The sequence below is a fragment of the Methanosphaera sp. BMS genome (assembly GCF_003268005.1).
Taxonomy (GTDB): Archaea; Methanobacteriota; Methanobacteria; order Methanobacteriales; family Methanobacteriaceae; genus Methanosphaera.
Genome location: NZ_CP014213.1, coordinates 588,848 through 605,260, shown reverse-complemented (window position 1 = coordinate 605,260; position 16,413 = coordinate 588,848). Strand labels below are relative to the sequence as shown.

The window sequence follows — 16,413 nt, the reverse complement described above, 5'->3', positions numbered from 1 at the left end:
AATGTGAACCCAGAGAAAACAAGGCCAGCATCAATCCACTAATGGCTATCGGAGTATTTTTATAATATTCATAGTCAATCTTCTTTTTGATTATTGTTATGTAAGTATATGTGACTGATTTTAATTATGATTTGTGATTGCAGCATATTTAATCTAAAGAAAAAGATAAATAATATTACTTCAAGTACTTGGCCGTTATACTGTTTTTGTTAGCTATTATCTCATCAAGTGTTCCTTCGGCTACTATACGTCCACCTAGAACTCCACCTTTAGGACCCATATCAATGATATAATCGGCATTTCTTATTAAGTCCAGGTCATGTTCAATCACAACTATTGTGGCATTATTTTCAATGAGCTTATCAAATATGCATATTAACTTCTTAACATCCCTTGGATGTAATCCGATGGTTGGCTCGTCAAATATAAAAAGTGAGGAGTCCTGTTTTTTATTCATCTGTGATGACAGTTTGAGTCTTTGTGCTTCACCACCACTTAATGCAGGAGTAGCTTCTCCTAATGTTAAGTATCCTAATCCCATATCAGATAATGTCTCTAGCTTATTGAGTATTTTCTTTTCCTCATCAAATACTTCGATAGCTTCATCAACAGTCAGTGCCATCAATTGCTTGATGGAATAGTCATTATATATTATATCATCGGCTTTGTCTGAAAATCTAAGACCTTCACAGTCAGGACATGTTATCTCCACATCAGGTAAAAACTGCACGTCAAGATTTATCTGACCTGTACCGTTACATGTGGGACATCTTAAACTACCGGTATTATAGGAGAAATCCTTCAGGGTATATCCTTTTTCAATGGATTTGTCCAGTTGTGAATATAGTTTTCTAATATGACTTAAAACTCCGCTGTATGTGGCTAGTGTACTTCTGACATTCTTACCTATAGGTGCGGAGTCTATCAGATAAATCTTATTGATGCCGCTTGTATCTATGCTTTTTATATGGCTTGGAAGTTTTTCATTGTTTATGGTATTTAATATAGCAGGATATAGGCTTTCAAGTATTAGTGTTGTTTTACCGCTGCCACTGACACCTGTTACAACATTCAATCTACATTTTGCAATTTTCAAGTCCAATTCTTTGACCGTATGTATCATATCAGTTGATAATTTTATGGTACCTTCATCAAATATCTCTTCGGAAGCTGTTTTGTCTCGAATAATAATTTCTTCATCACCTGTTATATATGGAGCAATGATTGAGTTTTCATCCTTGATAACTGAATCAATCGGTCCCTGGGATATTATATTACCACCATTATATCCGGATTCCGGTCCGATTTCAATTAGATAATCTGCTATCTTAAGTATTCTGGTATCATGATCTACGATGATTACTGAATTTCCATCATCATTTAATCTATGTACCAATTTGATTAATCCGTCAATGTTTGCCGGATGCAGTCCTATTGATGGCTCATCAAGTACATATAATATGCCGGTGGTCTGATTTCTAACCGTACGTGCCAGCTGAACTCTTTGTAACTCTCCGGTGGATAATGTTGAACTAGGCCTGTCCAGGGTCAGATAACCCAATCCTAATTCCAGCAGGATATTGGCATTATCTGTAAATTCCTCATAGATGGGACAAGCCATCTTCTTGATATTATCCGGCAATGACTTTATGCTATTATCAATCCATTTGAAGGCTTCATCCAGGCTCATCTTACATACCTGACTGAGGGTCAATCCATTTAAAAGTGTTGAATCGGCCCTTTTATTTAGTCTTGTACCATGACATTCATCACATACCTGTGTTTTTAGGTATTTGTTGATGCGTGTCAATCCCTTTTCTGATTGTGCCTTGTCAAGTGCTATCCGTACGGCTTCTATGGCATTTCTATAGGTGAAGTTAACATCAAATGCCTTGCCGTTTGTCGGTATAATTACCTTTTTTGTTACGGCGTCCCCATGGTAGATTATCTCCTTTTCCTTGTCGGTTAAATCCTTGAATGCTACGTCAACCCTGACACCCAATTCTTTGGCTACCAGGTACATGGAGGATAATCCAAACATTGTCCATGGCTTAACTGCCCCCTGCTTTAGTGTCAAATTTTCATCAGGTACTAATGTGGATATATCCACATCCCTTATAATGCCTGTACCGGAACACTTTGAGCAGGCTCCGTCACTGTTAAATGAATACTCCTCGGCTGACAATCCATAGAATTCCACTCCACATTCAGGACATTTAATGGGTAATTCCCTTGCTATATTAATGGATTCGTTAACGTGATGTCCATTGGGACATACTTGTCTGCTGCAGCGTGAAAAAAGCAGTCGTATGGAGTTTAATAATTCACTGCCGGTACCGAAGGTACTTCTTATACCAGGTATGCTGGGTCGCTGGTTGAGTGCAAGACTGGCAGGTACATGTTCAATTGAATCAACTTTGGCCTTTGAATGTTGTGTTATCCGTCGTCGGGTATAAGTGGAGAGTGCCTCCAGGTATCTGCGTGAGCCCTCGGCATACAATACACCCAATGCCAGTGAGGATTTACCGCTACCGGATACTCCGGCTATTGAAACTATTTTTCCAAGGGGAATATCCACATCTATGCTTTTCAGGTTATGTACCCTGGCACCCCTTACTTTTATATTGTCTACCATATTATCAACTATGATTCTATATTAATTCCTTTAATTCGTGTGGTTTGGAGATTACTTTCAATATGTAGTCATCATCCAATAAGTCATAATCAGCGTAGCCCCATGTAACGATTACACAGTCAATACCGGCATTTTTTGCCGTTTGTACATCGGTTGGTGAATCTCCCACGTAGACCACGTCCTCTTTATTGATACTGCTTTTTTGCAATATTTGATTTAGCCCATATGCATCGGGTTTTGATGGATTCGGTGGTTCATGTCCCTGTATGTCTATAAAATTAATATTATTCAGGAATTTATCCACATATGACTTAATGGAATATGTATATCTGTTGGAGTTAATGGCCAATTGGATGTTATTTTCCTGTAGATATGTTAATATCTCTTCAATGTCCTCGAATGGTTGTGTCAGTGTATCTTCATAATCTTCAACTATTTCAAGATATGTTTTCTTTACCTTTTCAATATTTTCCGGACTGGAATTTGAACCCAATACGTTGGATATGACCTGGTTGACATTTCCTCCAACGGCCAGCTTATATTCATCCAGTGTCAATACGGGATAACCATGAAGATGTAATGCCTGATTCATATTATAAACCAACTGTTCTATTGTATTGAATAATGTACCATCAAAATCAAAAATAAATAATTTTTTCATCATTTAAACCTTTTGTCTTTATTATTAGATATATTGAAAGTAATTATTTAATTTATTGCTTATCTTGATTGATTAATATAGTTATATTTTACATCAAATATCATTTATAATGATTTGACATAGGATATTTATAATAATTAATCACTATCTATAATGTAATACATAAATATTCAGATAAATAAATATAATATTATAGAATAATCTTTATTCTATTATTAAATAAAAAAAAACATAAAAAATAAAAATAAAAATTCGGTGTTTTTATGATTAAAAAAGTAGGAATTTTATTAGGAGTTTTAGTACTTGCAATTGTAGCAGTTTCAATGGTAAGTGCAGAAAATTCTGCTAACGATGATAATACATTAATCGTTGGATTTGATGCAGAATTCCCTCCTTATGGATATAAAGCTGACAACGGATCCTACACAGGATTTGATTTAGATTTAGCTCAAGAAGTTTGTAAAAGAAACAACTGGACTTTCAAAGCTCAACCAATTGATTGGGATGCAAAGGACAGTGAATTAAGTTCTGGAACAATTGACTGTATTTGGAACGGATTCAGTATAACTGATGAAAGAAAAGACAAATACACCTGGTCAAAACCTTACATTGACAACAAACAAGTCATTGTAGTAAAATCAGATTCCGGAATTAACAAATTAGCAGATTTAAAAGCTAAACATGTTGAAACTCAAAAAGATTCATCTGCATTAAGTGCTCTTCAAGGTGACAACAAAACAATCGCTGATACCTTCACAGATTTAGTACAAATTGCAGATTATAACACAGCATTCAATGATTTACAATCAGGAGCTTGTGATGCAGTAGCTATGGACTATAACACTGCTAAATTCCAAGTAAAAGAACATGGTGCTGACCAATACAAAATCTTAGATGAACAGATTACATCTGAAGAATATGGAATCGGTTTCAAATTAGGTAATGATGCATTGAAAGACAAAGTACAGACCACTTTAGATGAAATGCAAAAAGACGGAACAACCGCTAAATTAGCTGAAAAATATGCTGATTATGGAGTTCCTGAATCATTAATTTCTGAATAAACTTCAAAAAAAATAATAGGCGAATAATATATGATATTAAGTACAGTTATATCCCAATTATGTGAAGGAATGGTTACTTCCATAGAGATATTCTTACTTACCCTATTATTCTCTATTCCGCTAGGTTTGGCTATTGCCGCAGGAAGAATGAGTAAATTTAAGCCTCTTCAATGGTTAATGAAAATATATATTTCAATCATGAGAGGTACACCTTTAATGCTACAGTTAATCGTAGTATTCTTTGGACCTTACTATATTTTTGGAATGACACTATCACCTGAATATAGGATGATAGCAGTTATCATAGCATTTTCAATTAACTATGCAGCATACTTTGCCGAAATATTCAGAGGCGGAATTGAATCAATTCCTAAGGGACAGTACGAAGCAGCTCAAGTATTAGGATATAATAAGATTGAAACTTTTTTTATAATAGTTTTACCTCAAGTTATAAAAATTGTATTACCTTCAATTACAAATGAAGTAATTACTCTTGTTAAAGATACATCATTATCATTCGTATTAGCAATACCGGAAATGTTTACGGTTGCAAAACAGATTGCAGCAGCTGATGCATCAATCAGTGCATTATTAGTTGCAGGTGTATTCTATTATGTATTCAATGTATTGGTTGCATTTATTATGGAACGTTTCGAAAAACGTTTAAGTTATTATGATTAGGAGAGATATCATGGCTTTATTGGAAATTAAGAATCTTAAGAAAAGTTTCGGCGATAACGAGGTTTTGAAAGATATTTCTCTTGATGTTAATAAGGGTGAAGTTTTATGTATCATTGGACCGTCAGGTTCTGGTAAATCCACACTTCTTAGATGTATTACAGAGCTTGAAACATTTGATAGTGGAGAAATAAATTTTGACGGTACCTTCGGATTGGTATTTCAGAATTTCAATTTGTTCCCACATCATTCTGTGATGAAAAATATTACAAATGCACCTTTAAAGGTTCAAAAAAGAGAAAAAACGGAAGTCTACAAGGAAGCCCGTGAATTACTTAAAAAAATGGATTTGGCCGATAAGGAAGATGCCTATCCATGTGAATTATCCGGTGGACAACAGCAGAGGGTTTCCATTGCAAGAGCACTGGCAATGAATCCGGATATATTATTCTTTGATGAACCTACATCAGCGTTGGATCCTGAATTAACTGGGGAGATTTTAAAGGTTATCAAGGATTTGGCAGCTGAACATATGACTATGGTTATCGTAACCCACGAGATGACATTTGCACGTAATGTTGCAGATAACATCATATTTATGGATAATGGATACATTATTGAACAAGGAACACCAGAAGAAGTATTTTCTTCAGACAATGAAAGAATGAAATCTTTCTTAGGTAAATTCTATGATTAAAAAATCATTTTTATAATCCTTTTTTATATTTTTTTTAATTTAATCAATTTTCACATTAAACTATTTGATTACTACTCATTTTACTAATAAATAATTATTTAGAAAATTCTTAATAAATACTTTACAACATTCATTTAAGGCTTATTGACACCATTTAATTATCATTAATGACATATACTATTATAGGTTTAAAGAAGGCCGATTATTATGACTGTTTATAATTTTAATGATTGTTACCATCTAACAAAAAATCAAAAAACATTAAGTATATATGATTACCTGGATAATTACGTTGATTTTAACAGGACATTGAATGCCTGTAAGAAGTGTCCATCCTATAACAAAAACTGGGCATGTCCAGATTTTAATTGTGACATCAGCAGTTTCTATAAGCCATATGAGAAGATAGATTTAATCTATGTAAGATTATTATTTGATGACAGTATTACAAATCAAAGGCTTGATAGCACCCAGTTGAATAAATTTCTACATGATACATTATTTAAAGAGAAAAATAAACTTACAGAAGAACTTAAAATGCTTGAAAAAAATAAGAATGGCGTTTATCTATCATCTGGTTATTGTAACCTTTGCAGAAAATGTTCAAAAATAAGAAATGAAAAATGTTTATTTCCCGATTTGAGAAGAAATAGTGTTGAATCAATAGGCGGATTGGTTGTTAAAATAACACGGGAAATATTCGATACTGAAGTAAAATGGATCGACGATAATGGTAAAGTACCGGAATATTTATCCATATTAAATGCCATATTGTATTGATTTTAATAATGATCTTATTTTTCCTTATTTTTAAGATACCTGTCTAAGAGTTCTTTGGAGTGGGCATCACATTCAACATTTTTCAGGTATTCAGCAAGGTTATCTTCTGTTAAATTATTTAACTCTTCATTAGTTTCTTCTTCATCATCAAAGGAGATACTTTCATCCAATTTTTCATTTTTGATTTCGTTATCTTTAATTTTATTTAGTAATTGATTTGTCTGATTCATGATTATAGTTTTGTAAAACTATCAATAAATATTTTAATTAAAAAAAAAAGTTGGTTTATGGGGATTATCCTATATACCAGTTAAGTAAGTCAGGTGTGATGAATGCCTCTATAAATCCGGCTATTAGCAATAGTATCATCACCAGTAAAAGGGATATCAGAACATCCTTAAATAAGTCCCTTGAGTTGAATAACTCACCTTTAAATGTCTTTCCGTTTTGAAGTACGCCTTTAATTAGGTTTATTTCAATTTTTGTTACAGAGAGGCTTCCTACAAATGCAACTATACTGGAGGGTATCTCAAATATACCATGAGGTACTATTCCCAGCATGAATATCCCTGTTGGTGCTAATCGCAGAACATAACCCACCATCATTCCATTGATTAAATTTACAATTGCTGAATATATGGAAAATGTCAATCCGCCTATTATACATCCCAAGTCTATGATAAAGTTATGCTTAAACAGGTCTACGAATTGTGTTGGTTTATCCCAGTCTTCTATTGGAGTAAAAGTCTGGTCATTGATACTTTCTATATCCTCAACCGATACCAAACTATAACCTACAGCCATCGATAGGACAAATAAGAGTACTGATATCAAATAAAATATCTTGTTCCGATTCAAATAATTTATAAATTCATTATAATAGAAGTATGTTAACTTTTTCATCTTTTTCACTATATCTATTATTTGCATTGTAGTATATAAATAATATCTTTATATGTTGGAATAATATTTCATATTAACATATGAGTACTTTTTCATTTAAAGTTAATTTAGCGTTTATAATTTAATTTTAAGCTACCTTATACCTCTATAGGGTATTAGCTTATATATAACTTGAGATATATTAAATAAATAGGTGAATATATTTTAAATAAAAGAATATAATAGGCATCGGAGGTATAAATATGCACATCCCTGATGGATTGATTGGTAAATCCAACATTACCGGTGGATTAATCAGTCCAGAATATCAATTAATTATCTATGCAATAATTAGTATAATCCTGATAGTATTAGTATTTAATAAATTTAGAAAAAACCATAATGAAAAGGACATACCTAGAATAGCATTATTTATCGTAGCATGTGTCATTGTTCAAATGATTGAACTGCCTTTACCTGTTCCAGCATGTGTACATATATCACTAATAACCATACTTGCACTATATGATCTTGAATCATCCATGATAGTATATACGTTTGTAACTATTATACAAGCATTCCTTGGTGAAGGTGGAATAAGTACAATGGGTATCAATGTATTGAATCTAGGAATATTAGCACCATTAATAGCTTATCATGTATATCATATCTTAAAATCCTTTGATAAAAATCTAGCTTTATTTTTATCCGGTTTTTTAACCATTACATTACTCGGTGTTATTGTAAGTATTGAATATGCATTAGCTGGTGTTTATCCAATAACATTTGGTTTAACTGTTATAACTCCTATTGAAGCAGTTGTTGGAGTACTTGAAGGTATTGTAACTGTATTTGTAATGAATGCATTACTTAAAGTAAAACCCGAATTGGTACCTGAACTGACCACATAAAATGGTGAAACAATGAATTACAAGGCACTAATCGTAATAATTGTAGTTATTGTCCTAACAGCAATAGTTGCAAATAATGCTCTTCATGAATATGAACATAGTAACTATACCTTAGAAGAACATGACCATGATCATGGTTCAGAAGAACATAACCATACACACGAAGGACAAGAACAACACGAAGAAAGTCATGAACATGAAAGTCATGAACATGAAAGTCAGAATTCAACCTAAATGTCGATTCGATTTGATTAATCTATTTTCTAATAGAGTACATCAAATCATTCATTTATTTTTTTAAACTCTTTTTATCAATTATTTTTATTTTATCTGATTATTTCTATTATATCAAATAATTTTAATCATAAATTATAATTTTAAGTTTTTATAAATATATCAATATAACAAAAGATATTTGGTAATAACATGTATGATTTTGATGAAGTGATAGATAGACATAATACAAATTCGTTAAAATGGGATTCTACAGATGTCAAAATTCCCATGTGGGTAGCCGACATGGATTTTAAGGTTGTAGATGAAATTAAAGAAAATATTATAAAACGTGCTAATCATCAAGTATACGCATATTCTGTAGTTGATGACGAATACTTTAACTCATACATCTCATGGTGGAAAAGACGGCACGATCTTACATTGAAAAGGGATTGTCTGCTGTTTTCTACTGGTGTAATGCCATCAATTAGCAGCATAATCAGATGTCTGACAAATCCGTCCGATAAGGTATTGATTCAGACACCGGTTTACAACGTATTTTTTGATGTTGTCGTGAATAACAACAGACAGCTGGTGGAAAATGAATTGACATATGAGGATTCCCGGTATTATATTGATTTTGAAAAACTGGAACAGCAGTTATCCGATGAGGATGTTAAACTGATGCTGCTGTGCAATCCACATAATCCTGTCGGAAAGATTTGGTATCCTGATGAAATAGAAAGAATTATAGAGTTATGCAACAGGTATGATGTGATATTGGTATCAGATGACATTCACTGTGACTTGGTAAATCCGGATAAAAAATATACTCCTGTATATTCTGTGGATTGTTCAAATAAGGATAATCTTATCATGTGTATGGCCCCTTCAAAGACATTTAACATAGCTGGACTTCAAACATCAGCTGTTTATTGTGAAAACAGGAAACTATATGAACAGATTGAAAAGCAATTGTCAATTGACTTTAATTCAATGCCTAACGTATTTGCAATAAGTGCCACGAAGGCGGCATTTAATTATGGTGATGAATGGCTTGATTCATTGAATAGGTATGTGTATGAAAACAAAGGGATTGCAAGAGAATTTATTGATGAAAATGAATTGGATGTTGATGTAATTGATTGTGAGGCAACATATTTGTTGTGGATTGACTGTTCAAGATTATCAATCGATGCATATGAATTATATGAATATTTAAAAAATTCTTATGGATTATATGTATCACCCGGTATAAAATTTGGTAAAAATGGAAGTGACTTTATTAGAGTGAATATAGCTTGTCCTAAAAGTACACTACTTGAAGGATTATCTATTTTAAATAAGGCTATCTTGTCATTAAAGTAAGTGAAAATTTTTTGAAAAAAAATAATAAATTATTCAAACAGTAGGAGTAGTGATTAAAATGAAAGTGTTACTGGTAAATGGAAGTACAAGAGAAAAAGGATGTACCTACACTGCACTAGGTGAAATAAAAAAAGTACTGGATGATGAAGAAAATATTGAAAGCGAAATCTTCTGGATAGGAGATGATGCAGTATACGGCTGTAAGGCATGCCACGCATGTGCAAAGCTAGGCAGATGCATATATGATGACGTGTCAAATGTACTGGCACAGAAAATGAAAGACGCAGATGCAATAGTACTGGGAAGTCCCGTATACTATGCAAACATTAACGGCTCATTTGGAGCAGCCCTGGACAAGGCATTCTATCAAAACTCAAGTCTATTTGAAAATAAAATAGGTGCAAGCGTCGTCAGTTGCAGAAGAGGAGGAGCAGGAAGTGCATTCGATAGATTAAATAAGTATTTTACAATTACACGAATGCCTATAGCATCTGGCCAGTACTGGAATGGCGTACATGGAACATCCCCTGAAGAAGTAAAACAGGACATTGAAGGAATGCAACAGATGAGAGACTTAGCCAAATCAATCATATGGATGCTGAATAATCTAACGGATACAAAAAAACCTATACGTGAAGATAAAACGTTTATGAATTTTATCCATTAGAATTTAGTATAATAAAATATAAAACTATAATATAATAAATCTCTAATCAGTAGAAATAATTAAGGAAGTATGAAAATGTACACGGATGGAAAAATATTAGTTGGATGTAACGACGATACGGAAGTATACCTGCTACCGAAACTAGCAAATAGACATGGCGTAATAGCCGGGGCAACAGGTACCGGTAAGACGGTAACCGTTAAAACATTAAGTGAAGCATTTAGTGATATGGGCGTACCCGTATTCTTGGCAGATATGAAAGGTGATGTGGCAGGCTTAGCAAAGATGGGTGAAGCAAGCGGTAAAGTACAGGAAAGAGTGGAAAAATACTCCCTGCAAGAGAAAGGATTTACATATAAATCATATCCAGTGGAATTCTGGGATTTACTGGGAGAAAAAGGATTGCCGATAAGGGTAAGCATATCCGAAATAGGCCCAATGTTACTCTCAAGAATACTTAACTTAACCGAAGCTCAACAAGGAGTATTGAATGTAGTATTTAGGGTAGCCGATGAAGAGGGATTACTGATAATAGACATCAAGGACTTGAAGTCAATGATAAACTATGTAACCGAAAACAAGGACAAGTACCAATCCCAATATGGTAACATTGATACAAGAAGTGCCAATACCATTATAAGGGCATTGCTTAACCTTGAAGATCAGGGAGGTAATCAATTCTTCGGAGAACCTGCATTGGATTTAAATGACTTAATCCAATGTGACGATCAGGGAAAGGGAATGATAAACATATTGGATGCTGTTAAACTGTCATTGTATCCCGACTTATATTCAACATTCCTTTTATGGTTAATGTCAGAGCTGTATGAGTCACTGCCAGAAGTGGGAGACTTGGAAAAACCTAAATTGGTATTCTTCTTTGATGAGGCACACCTGTTATTCAATAATTTATCACCAGTATTCCTACAGAAAATAGACCAGATTATTCGTTTGATTCGTTCTAAGGGAGTGGGAATATACTTCATATCACAAAATCCATCAGATATACCGGATTCCATTCTCTCACAGCTGGGTAATAGAATACAGCATTCCCTGAGGGCATACACACCTAAAGATCAGAAAGGAGTAAAAGTGGCCGCAGAATCATTCAGGGAAAATCCCGAATTTTCCACTATAGATGCCATATCCAATCTGGAAATAGGGGAAGCATTAGTATCATTACTTGATGAAAAGGGAGTGCCGGAAATAGTTCAGAAGGTTTACATTCTACCTCCACAGAGCTATTTGGGTTCAATTGACGATGAATATAGAAGTCAGATAATAATGTATTCCGTGTATAAGCAAAAATATGCTGAAAGCTTTGACAGGGTATCTGCATATGAATCATTATTGGATAAGATGAACATTAATGCAACAGAGGTAATCCAGCAGCAATCAGGTATGGATTATAATCCGCAAAACAATCCTCAGGCTAACCAGCAAAACATCCCACAGAACAATCAGCCAACAGATAACGGCAATAATCAGGCGGGTATGAAATTACCATCAATGGGTGATATACTAAATAACATACCTACCCAAACAGGTACTAAAAGAAGGTCTAATGCCAGCAGTCCATTGGATAAGGTCGTAACCACAGCCACCAGCACCATTGCAAGAGAAGTATCCAAGCAGATTGTTAGAGGAATATTCGGAAACATGAAGTTTGGAAAATAATCAGGATTTTTGACGATATTAGATAGTATTTTCCACATACTTCCCATTATTAAGCGAATGTAATAAGGGTAGATTTATGACCCAAGCACATATTGGGGTTAATATCCACCTTTAAATTTTTTTATGATTACTGTTTTTGTATCAATGGACATTAGTAATTTTTTAAGTGTCCTGTTAGTTTTTATTGTCAGCCTTATAACTATAAAAGCCAAACGGAGAACTATTTAATGGATGACATTTTTAAGAGTTTTAAAATCAATAAAAAAATTAATTATAATTTATCATAGCTTAAAGACTTATTTTTCATTATCCATATTACATATAGAATTATTAAATATTCATAAAAGAGGATACAAGAATATAACCGGCCTATAATGATATTTCCATTGGAGTTATCCTGTTAAAAAAAGGCTTGAAAATTGACAATTTGGAATAATTTAGATTATTATTTGATTCAATTATTTTTTTAAAAATTTTACAGAGCAAAAAATGAATAAATAATTAGTTTTATGTAAGTAAACGGTAAATAACTTATTTTTATGAAGTATGCTTATGCATCAGATAAGTATTTAAGTAACTTGTTATAATAGTATCTTTGGAAAGCATGAAGTTTGAAGCTTTCCAAGAATTTAAGCTTATCTGATGATTATCGTAAAGAATAAAAATTAAATATTATTATAGTTCAAAAAAGTAAATACAATATAAAAAGGAGAAATAAAAATGGCTCTAAATAACAAAAACAGTTTTAAATCAACAGAAATAATAATAGAAAAATTCAACATGATCCTAGATAAAATAATAAACGCAATTGCAAAAGGAGATTTAACCCCAGAAGACTTTAGTAGGGCAACAAAAAGAATATATGAGCTAATAGGATTTATCAGAAGAATCGTATTCCCATTCTTGACCACTTTCTCAAAAAACAACCAAGAATTTGAAGAAAAAACAAGCCTGGAGATTAACGACATAAAGGTAATGTTAGGCCAACTCATCGACAACATCGAAAAGTCAATAATAGATGCTGAAGCTCACCTAACAAAAGATGGAAAAATAGACACGGGAATGCTTAAAAATTACCTGGAATTTATAGGAGTGTTAATAAACAACCTCTTCTACATAGTTGTCAGCACAATAGCATATGCTACCGGAAACATGAGTGAAGAAGAATACAATGACGCTTATGCTGAATTTAAAAGTAAACTAGAAGAAAACAAACAAATATTTAAAGAAAAATTCGAGTAGATAATTTTTCTTCTTCATCTTTTTTTATTTTAAAAAAAAATAGTAAATATCCATAATTAAATCTAATTATGAATCCCCTTTAAATTATATGAAATACAGTAAGTACTGATTGTACACCTAATACAAATATTACAAATCCACCTATAAATTCAATAACCCTGGAATATTTGATAGCTACCTTTGTTCCATATGTACCTATGATAAACCATAATATCACGGCAGTTAAACTTAAAATACCCAACATAATTGGATCAACACATGCAACCGCTCCTTGACAAGCCAATACTAAGTTTTCTATGTTACCGAATATCAGTAACCCTAAAAATTCTTTATAATCACTTAATGACATCGTTTCACCAGCTATTCATATTTAATGGATTGAATCATTGACTGTAATCCCAAGATTATTATTGCAATAGCACCAATTAATTCTATAATATCCGCATAGTCAATCAATATATTCGTTCCAGCAGTACCAATGAATAACCAGAATACAACACATATAATACTCAGTATACCTAATATTATAGGATTTGCACCTTTAACTACCCCATGTGAAGATAGGATTAAGTTTTCTATATTACCAAATACTATTAAACCTATAAAGGGTATATATGGATCTAAAAACATTTTATCACCTAATTATTTTATTACCTATTTTTTTTAAATAAATGATTAAATTTAAGTATTTTTATAAAATAAACGTACATAATTATATAAAAAATAACTAATTATGTAAACATAGTAGTCTTTATTAGGCTATATTTCATGTTTACATTATTATATTATTCAATCTATTATATAAACCTAATATTATTTATAGAAAAAATATTAATTATTGATAATGGAGTATGAGGCCTATTAAATGTCATGACTTCTTAATTGAATAAAAGAAAAATAGTAACAATTCATAATTTAAAAGAGTTGTGTATCGCTATCGATTCAATTAATTGAATGATTATTAAGTGAGTATTAATAAATTACAATAGTATATGATAGAATATATCAAGCATCAATGATTGATTTTTAGTTGCTTAATGACAATAAATTCTATTGTATTTGATAAACGATTAACAGATAATATTTAACTACTTATATCATTATTGGTTATTGAAATGACTGTTATTGGTCTAATGCTATTATTTTCTTTATTTCCTGTAATTTTGATGGGACTATCCTTACATCCATTCCATGGTATGTCTTGTATAAATTTATGTATTTCTGTTTTCTCAGTGCTTTTATTCCCTTTTTAATTTCCTTGCATGAATATTGGTTTAAATTTCTGCATAGGTTAATTATGGGAGTATGGTGCTTTCCAATACATCCATGTTTAAATAGTGTAGCCAATATGTCCTTTTCAATTTCTTCTGTACTTTGCATATATATAAATATAACCTCCCTCATATATAATTATATGTATAAAAAATGTACATCATAATTTGTGTAAGTATATTTTTTAAACATATTTGTGGTGATAGTATGTATGAAAAAATATTTGGAAATTATCCTCAAGTAAAAGTAATAAATTATATACTAATTAATCCAAAACGTTATTATACAAAAAAACAGATAGCGGTTGGAGCAAAAATATCTAGAGTAACCTTAGATTCATTTATAACAGATTTGATTAAATTGGATATTCTTGAAAAAGAAAATTCAAAATATAAACTTAATTTGAACTCTAAAATAGTAAAAATATTAATTGACGCACAGGTCAACATAGCAGAATTAATAATGACAAATCAAATTGAAAAGTCCGAGATTGTCTATGGTGAAGCATTAAGCGATGATGAATTTGAAGAATTCATGAACAGCATAGAATATGATGTAAATCTAGAGGAAGAATTGGATAAACTGGAGAATAATGAACATATTACTATTACAAAAGAAGAATATGAAATCTTAAAAAATAAACAACAATCAATAAACTCTTCACAGAATCTATGTACAGATTTTATAATAAATGGATGTTATCCGGTAAAATCAAATAAAAGGATGATCAATTATGGATGAATTAAACAACAACCAAATGCCAAAAATTGTAATAAAAGAAAGTAAAACGCAACCTGTATCCGGAGCCGTATGTGTAGGCTCAAACAACCAGATACGAGTAGCATTTATAGAAGAAAAACTTGCAAACAATGAATTTGGGGATGTGGAAATAATTCAGGAAGTTTCAACACAAATAGTCATGACTCCTGAGATTGCCAGAAACATCATTCAGGTAATGCAGGATAACCTTGCTCAAAACAATTATTAAATAATTCAAACTATTTTCAAACTACTACATTTAAACTACTCTTTTTTATCCACTTTTTTTTTAAAATGGTGATTTTAATGATTATACTGACTTGATGAGCAAATCAGGCAGGAAAATTAAACTTACCCCAACTACTACACTCAATAAAACATAGACAAATGCAACTTCCACGTTACCCGTCTTCAAGAGATCACCGGTTTCAAGAGCAAATGTGGAAAATGTTGTAAAACCGCCACACACTCCCACCTTTAAAAACAGTATTATGTATTTCAAAGTAGACGAATCGACATTTGCACTGGTGGAATTGGTGATATAATAAGCTATAAATGAGATTAACAGTACACCAAGCATATTAATAAAAAAGGTGTTAACGGGAAATGTAGTTGACTCATGAACCTTTATAAAACCCATCAGATAACGCAACACGCTACCTACAAATCCACCCAAACCTACCATCAAACATTCAAATAACATTTCTATAGCCTCTTTATATATGTGTTTATTAATACGGTTTTAAATATATTTTCATTACCACAGCCAGAAAATTATGGAAAGAATTCAACATTAGAACATATGATAAATCTATTATTCGATATTAAATTAAAGCATTGTCCCCCGATTGATTTCATATAAATAAATTTAAATAAAATATTAACTATAAATAGTTATATAATT

Annotated in this window: 20 protein-coding genes; 12 read left to right on the top strand and 8 right to left on the bottom strand. The window is 31.9% G+C overall.

Going from position 1 to position 16,413, the window contains the following annotated elements; genetic code table 11:
* Positions 1 to 175 precede the first annotated feature (175 nt).
* Both AW729_RS02000 and AW729_RS01995 read right to left on the bottom strand, forming a co-directional pair.
* Positions 176 to 2,635: an excinuclease ABC subunit UvrA gene (locus tag AW729_RS02000; protein WP_112123515.1), complete on the bottom strand. Its 2,460-nt coding sequence runs from the start codon at positions 2,633 to 2,635 to the stop codon at positions 176 to 178.
* 16 nt (positions 2,636 to 2,651) lie between these two features.
* Positions 2,652 to 3,296, bottom strand: a complete 645-nt coding sequence (locus AW729_RS01995) for an HAD family hydrolase (protein WP_162685732.1) — start codon at positions 3,294 to 3,296, stop codon at positions 2,652 to 2,654.
* A gap of 263 nt (positions 3,297 to 3,559) precedes the next feature.
* Here AW729_RS01995 and AW729_RS01990 point away from each other — a divergent pair, with 263 nt between their 5' ends.
* From AW729_RS01990 to AW729_RS01975, 4 genes are all read left to right on the top strand, one after another.
* On the top strand, positions 3,560 to 4,360 hold the full coding sequence (locus AW729_RS01990) for an amino acid ABC transporter substrate-binding protein (RefSeq protein WP_112123513.1): 801 nt from the start codon (positions 3,560 to 3,562) through the stop codon (positions 4,358 to 4,360).
* 30 nt (positions 4,361 to 4,390) lie between these two features.
* Positions 4,391 to 5,041 carry an amino acid ABC transporter permease gene (locus AW729_RS01985; protein WP_112123512.1) on the top strand — a complete coding sequence of 217 codons (651 nt, stop codon included), beginning with the start codon at positions 4,391 to 4,393 and terminating at the stop codon, positions 5,039 to 5,041.
* Positions 5,042 to 5,051: 10 nt separating this feature from the next.
* The gene (locus AW729_RS01980) at positions 5,052 to 5,735 is read left to right on the top strand and encodes an amino acid ABC transporter ATP-binding protein (RefSeq protein ID WP_112123511.1); all 684 of its coding nucleotides are present in this window, start codon (positions 5,052 to 5,054) and stop codon (positions 5,733 to 5,735) included.
* 207 nt (positions 5,736 to 5,942) lie between these two features.
* Entirely contained in the window at positions 5,943 to 6,515 is a 573-nt protein-coding gene (locus AW729_RS01975) for a DUF2284 domain-containing protein (RefSeq protein WP_112123510.1), read from the top strand.
* Positions 6,516 to 6,529: 14 nt separating this feature from the next.
* On the opposite strand, the gene AW729_RS01970 is transcribed toward AW729_RS01975, so the two are convergent.
* On the bottom strand, positions 6,530 to 6,745 hold the full coding sequence (locus tag AW729_RS01970) for a hypothetical protein (protein WP_112123509.1): 216 nt from the start codon (positions 6,743 to 6,745) through the stop codon (positions 6,530 to 6,532).
* A gap of 64 nt (positions 6,746 to 6,809) precedes the next feature.
* The gene (locus tag AW729_RS01965; RefSeq protein WP_162685731.1) at positions 6,810 to 7,418 is read right to left on the bottom strand and encodes a stage II sporulation protein M; all 609 of its coding nucleotides are present in this window, start codon (positions 7,416 to 7,418) and stop codon (positions 6,810 to 6,812) included.
* Positions 7,419 to 7,660: 242 nt separating this feature from the next.
* Between AW729_RS01965 and AW729_RS01960 the strand changes: the two genes are divergently transcribed.
* From AW729_RS01960 to AW729_RS01935, 6 genes are all read left to right on the top strand, one after another.
* Complete coding sequence (locus AW729_RS01960) at positions 7,661 to 8,308, top strand: energy-coupling factor ABC transporter permease (RefSeq protein ID WP_112123507.1); 648 nt, start codon at positions 7,661 to 7,663, stop codon at positions 8,306 to 8,308.
* A gap of 12 nt (positions 8,309 to 8,320) precedes the next feature.
* Positions 8,321 to 8,542, top strand: coding sequence for a hypothetical protein (locus AW729_RS01955; protein WP_112123506.1), 222 nt, complete (start codon positions 8,321 to 8,323; stop codon positions 8,540 to 8,542).
* A 192-nt stretch (positions 8,543 to 8,734) separates the two neighbouring features.
* Positions 8,735 to 9,892, top strand: a complete 1,158-nt coding sequence (locus tag AW729_RS01950) for a MalY/PatB family protein (RefSeq protein WP_112123505.1) — start codon at positions 8,735 to 8,737, stop codon at positions 9,890 to 9,892.
* Between the two features lie 58 nt (positions 9,893 to 9,950).
* The gene (locus AW729_RS01945) at positions 9,951 to 10,559 is read left to right on the top strand and encodes a flavodoxin family protein (protein ID WP_112123504.1); all 609 of its coding nucleotides are present in this window, start codon (positions 9,951 to 9,953) and stop codon (positions 10,557 to 10,559) included.
* Positions 10,560 to 10,634: 75 nt separating this feature from the next.
* A complete protein-coding gene (locus tag AW729_RS01940) occupies positions 10,635 to 12,236 on the top strand; it encodes a helicase HerA-like domain-containing protein (protein ID WP_112123503.1) in 1,602 nt (533 codons plus the stop codon).
* Between the two features lie 720 nt (positions 12,237 to 12,956).
* Entirely contained in the window at positions 12,957 to 13,478 is a 522-nt protein-coding gene (locus tag AW729_RS01935) for a hypothetical protein (protein ID WP_112123502.1), read from the top strand.
* 79 nt (positions 13,479 to 13,557) lie between these two features.
* Here the strand turns inward: AW729_RS01935 and AW729_RS01930 are convergent, their stop codons facing one another.
* The 3 genes from AW729_RS01930 to AW729_RS01920 all read right to left on the bottom strand — a co-directional run bounded on the left by AW729_RS01930 (position 13,558) and on the right by AW729_RS01920 (position 14,858).
* Positions 13,558 to 13,827: a hypothetical protein gene (locus tag AW729_RS01930; protein ID WP_112123501.1), complete on the bottom strand. Its 270-nt coding sequence runs from the start codon at positions 13,825 to 13,827 to the stop codon at positions 13,558 to 13,560.
* Positions 13,828 to 13,838: 11 nt separating this feature from the next.
* Positions 13,839 to 14,108, bottom strand: coding sequence for a hypothetical protein (locus tag AW729_RS01925; RefSeq protein WP_112123500.1), 270 nt, complete (start codon positions 14,106 to 14,108; stop codon positions 13,839 to 13,841).
* 492 nt (positions 14,109 to 14,600) lie between these two features.
* On the bottom strand, positions 14,601 to 14,858 hold the full coding sequence (locus AW729_RS01920) for a hypothetical protein (RefSeq protein WP_112123499.1): 258 nt from the start codon (positions 14,856 to 14,858) through the stop codon (positions 14,601 to 14,603).
* Between the two features lie 99 nt (positions 14,859 to 14,957).
* On the opposite strand from AW729_RS01920, the gene AW729_RS01915 reads away from it, so the two are divergent.
* Positions 14,958 to 15,491 (top strand): hypothetical protein, encoded by a 534-nt coding sequence (locus AW729_RS01915; protein ID WP_112123498.1) that lies wholly within the window; start codon positions 14,958 to 14,960, stop codon positions 15,489 to 15,491.
* Complete coding sequence (locus tag AW729_RS01910) at positions 15,484 to 15,738, top strand: hypothetical protein (protein WP_112123497.1); 255 nt, start codon at positions 15,484 to 15,486, stop codon at positions 15,736 to 15,738. The genes AW729_RS01915 and AW729_RS01910 overlap by 8 nt, the downstream gene beginning before the upstream one ends.
* A gap of 81 nt (positions 15,739 to 15,819) precedes the next feature.
* Here the strand turns inward: AW729_RS01910 and AW729_RS01905 are convergent, their stop codons facing one another.
* On the bottom strand, positions 15,820 to 16,212 hold the full coding sequence (locus AW729_RS01905) for a CrcB family protein (protein WP_112123496.1): 393 nt from the start codon (positions 16,210 to 16,212) through the stop codon (positions 15,820 to 15,822).
* Between the last annotated feature and the right edge of the window lie 201 nt (positions 16,213 to 16,413).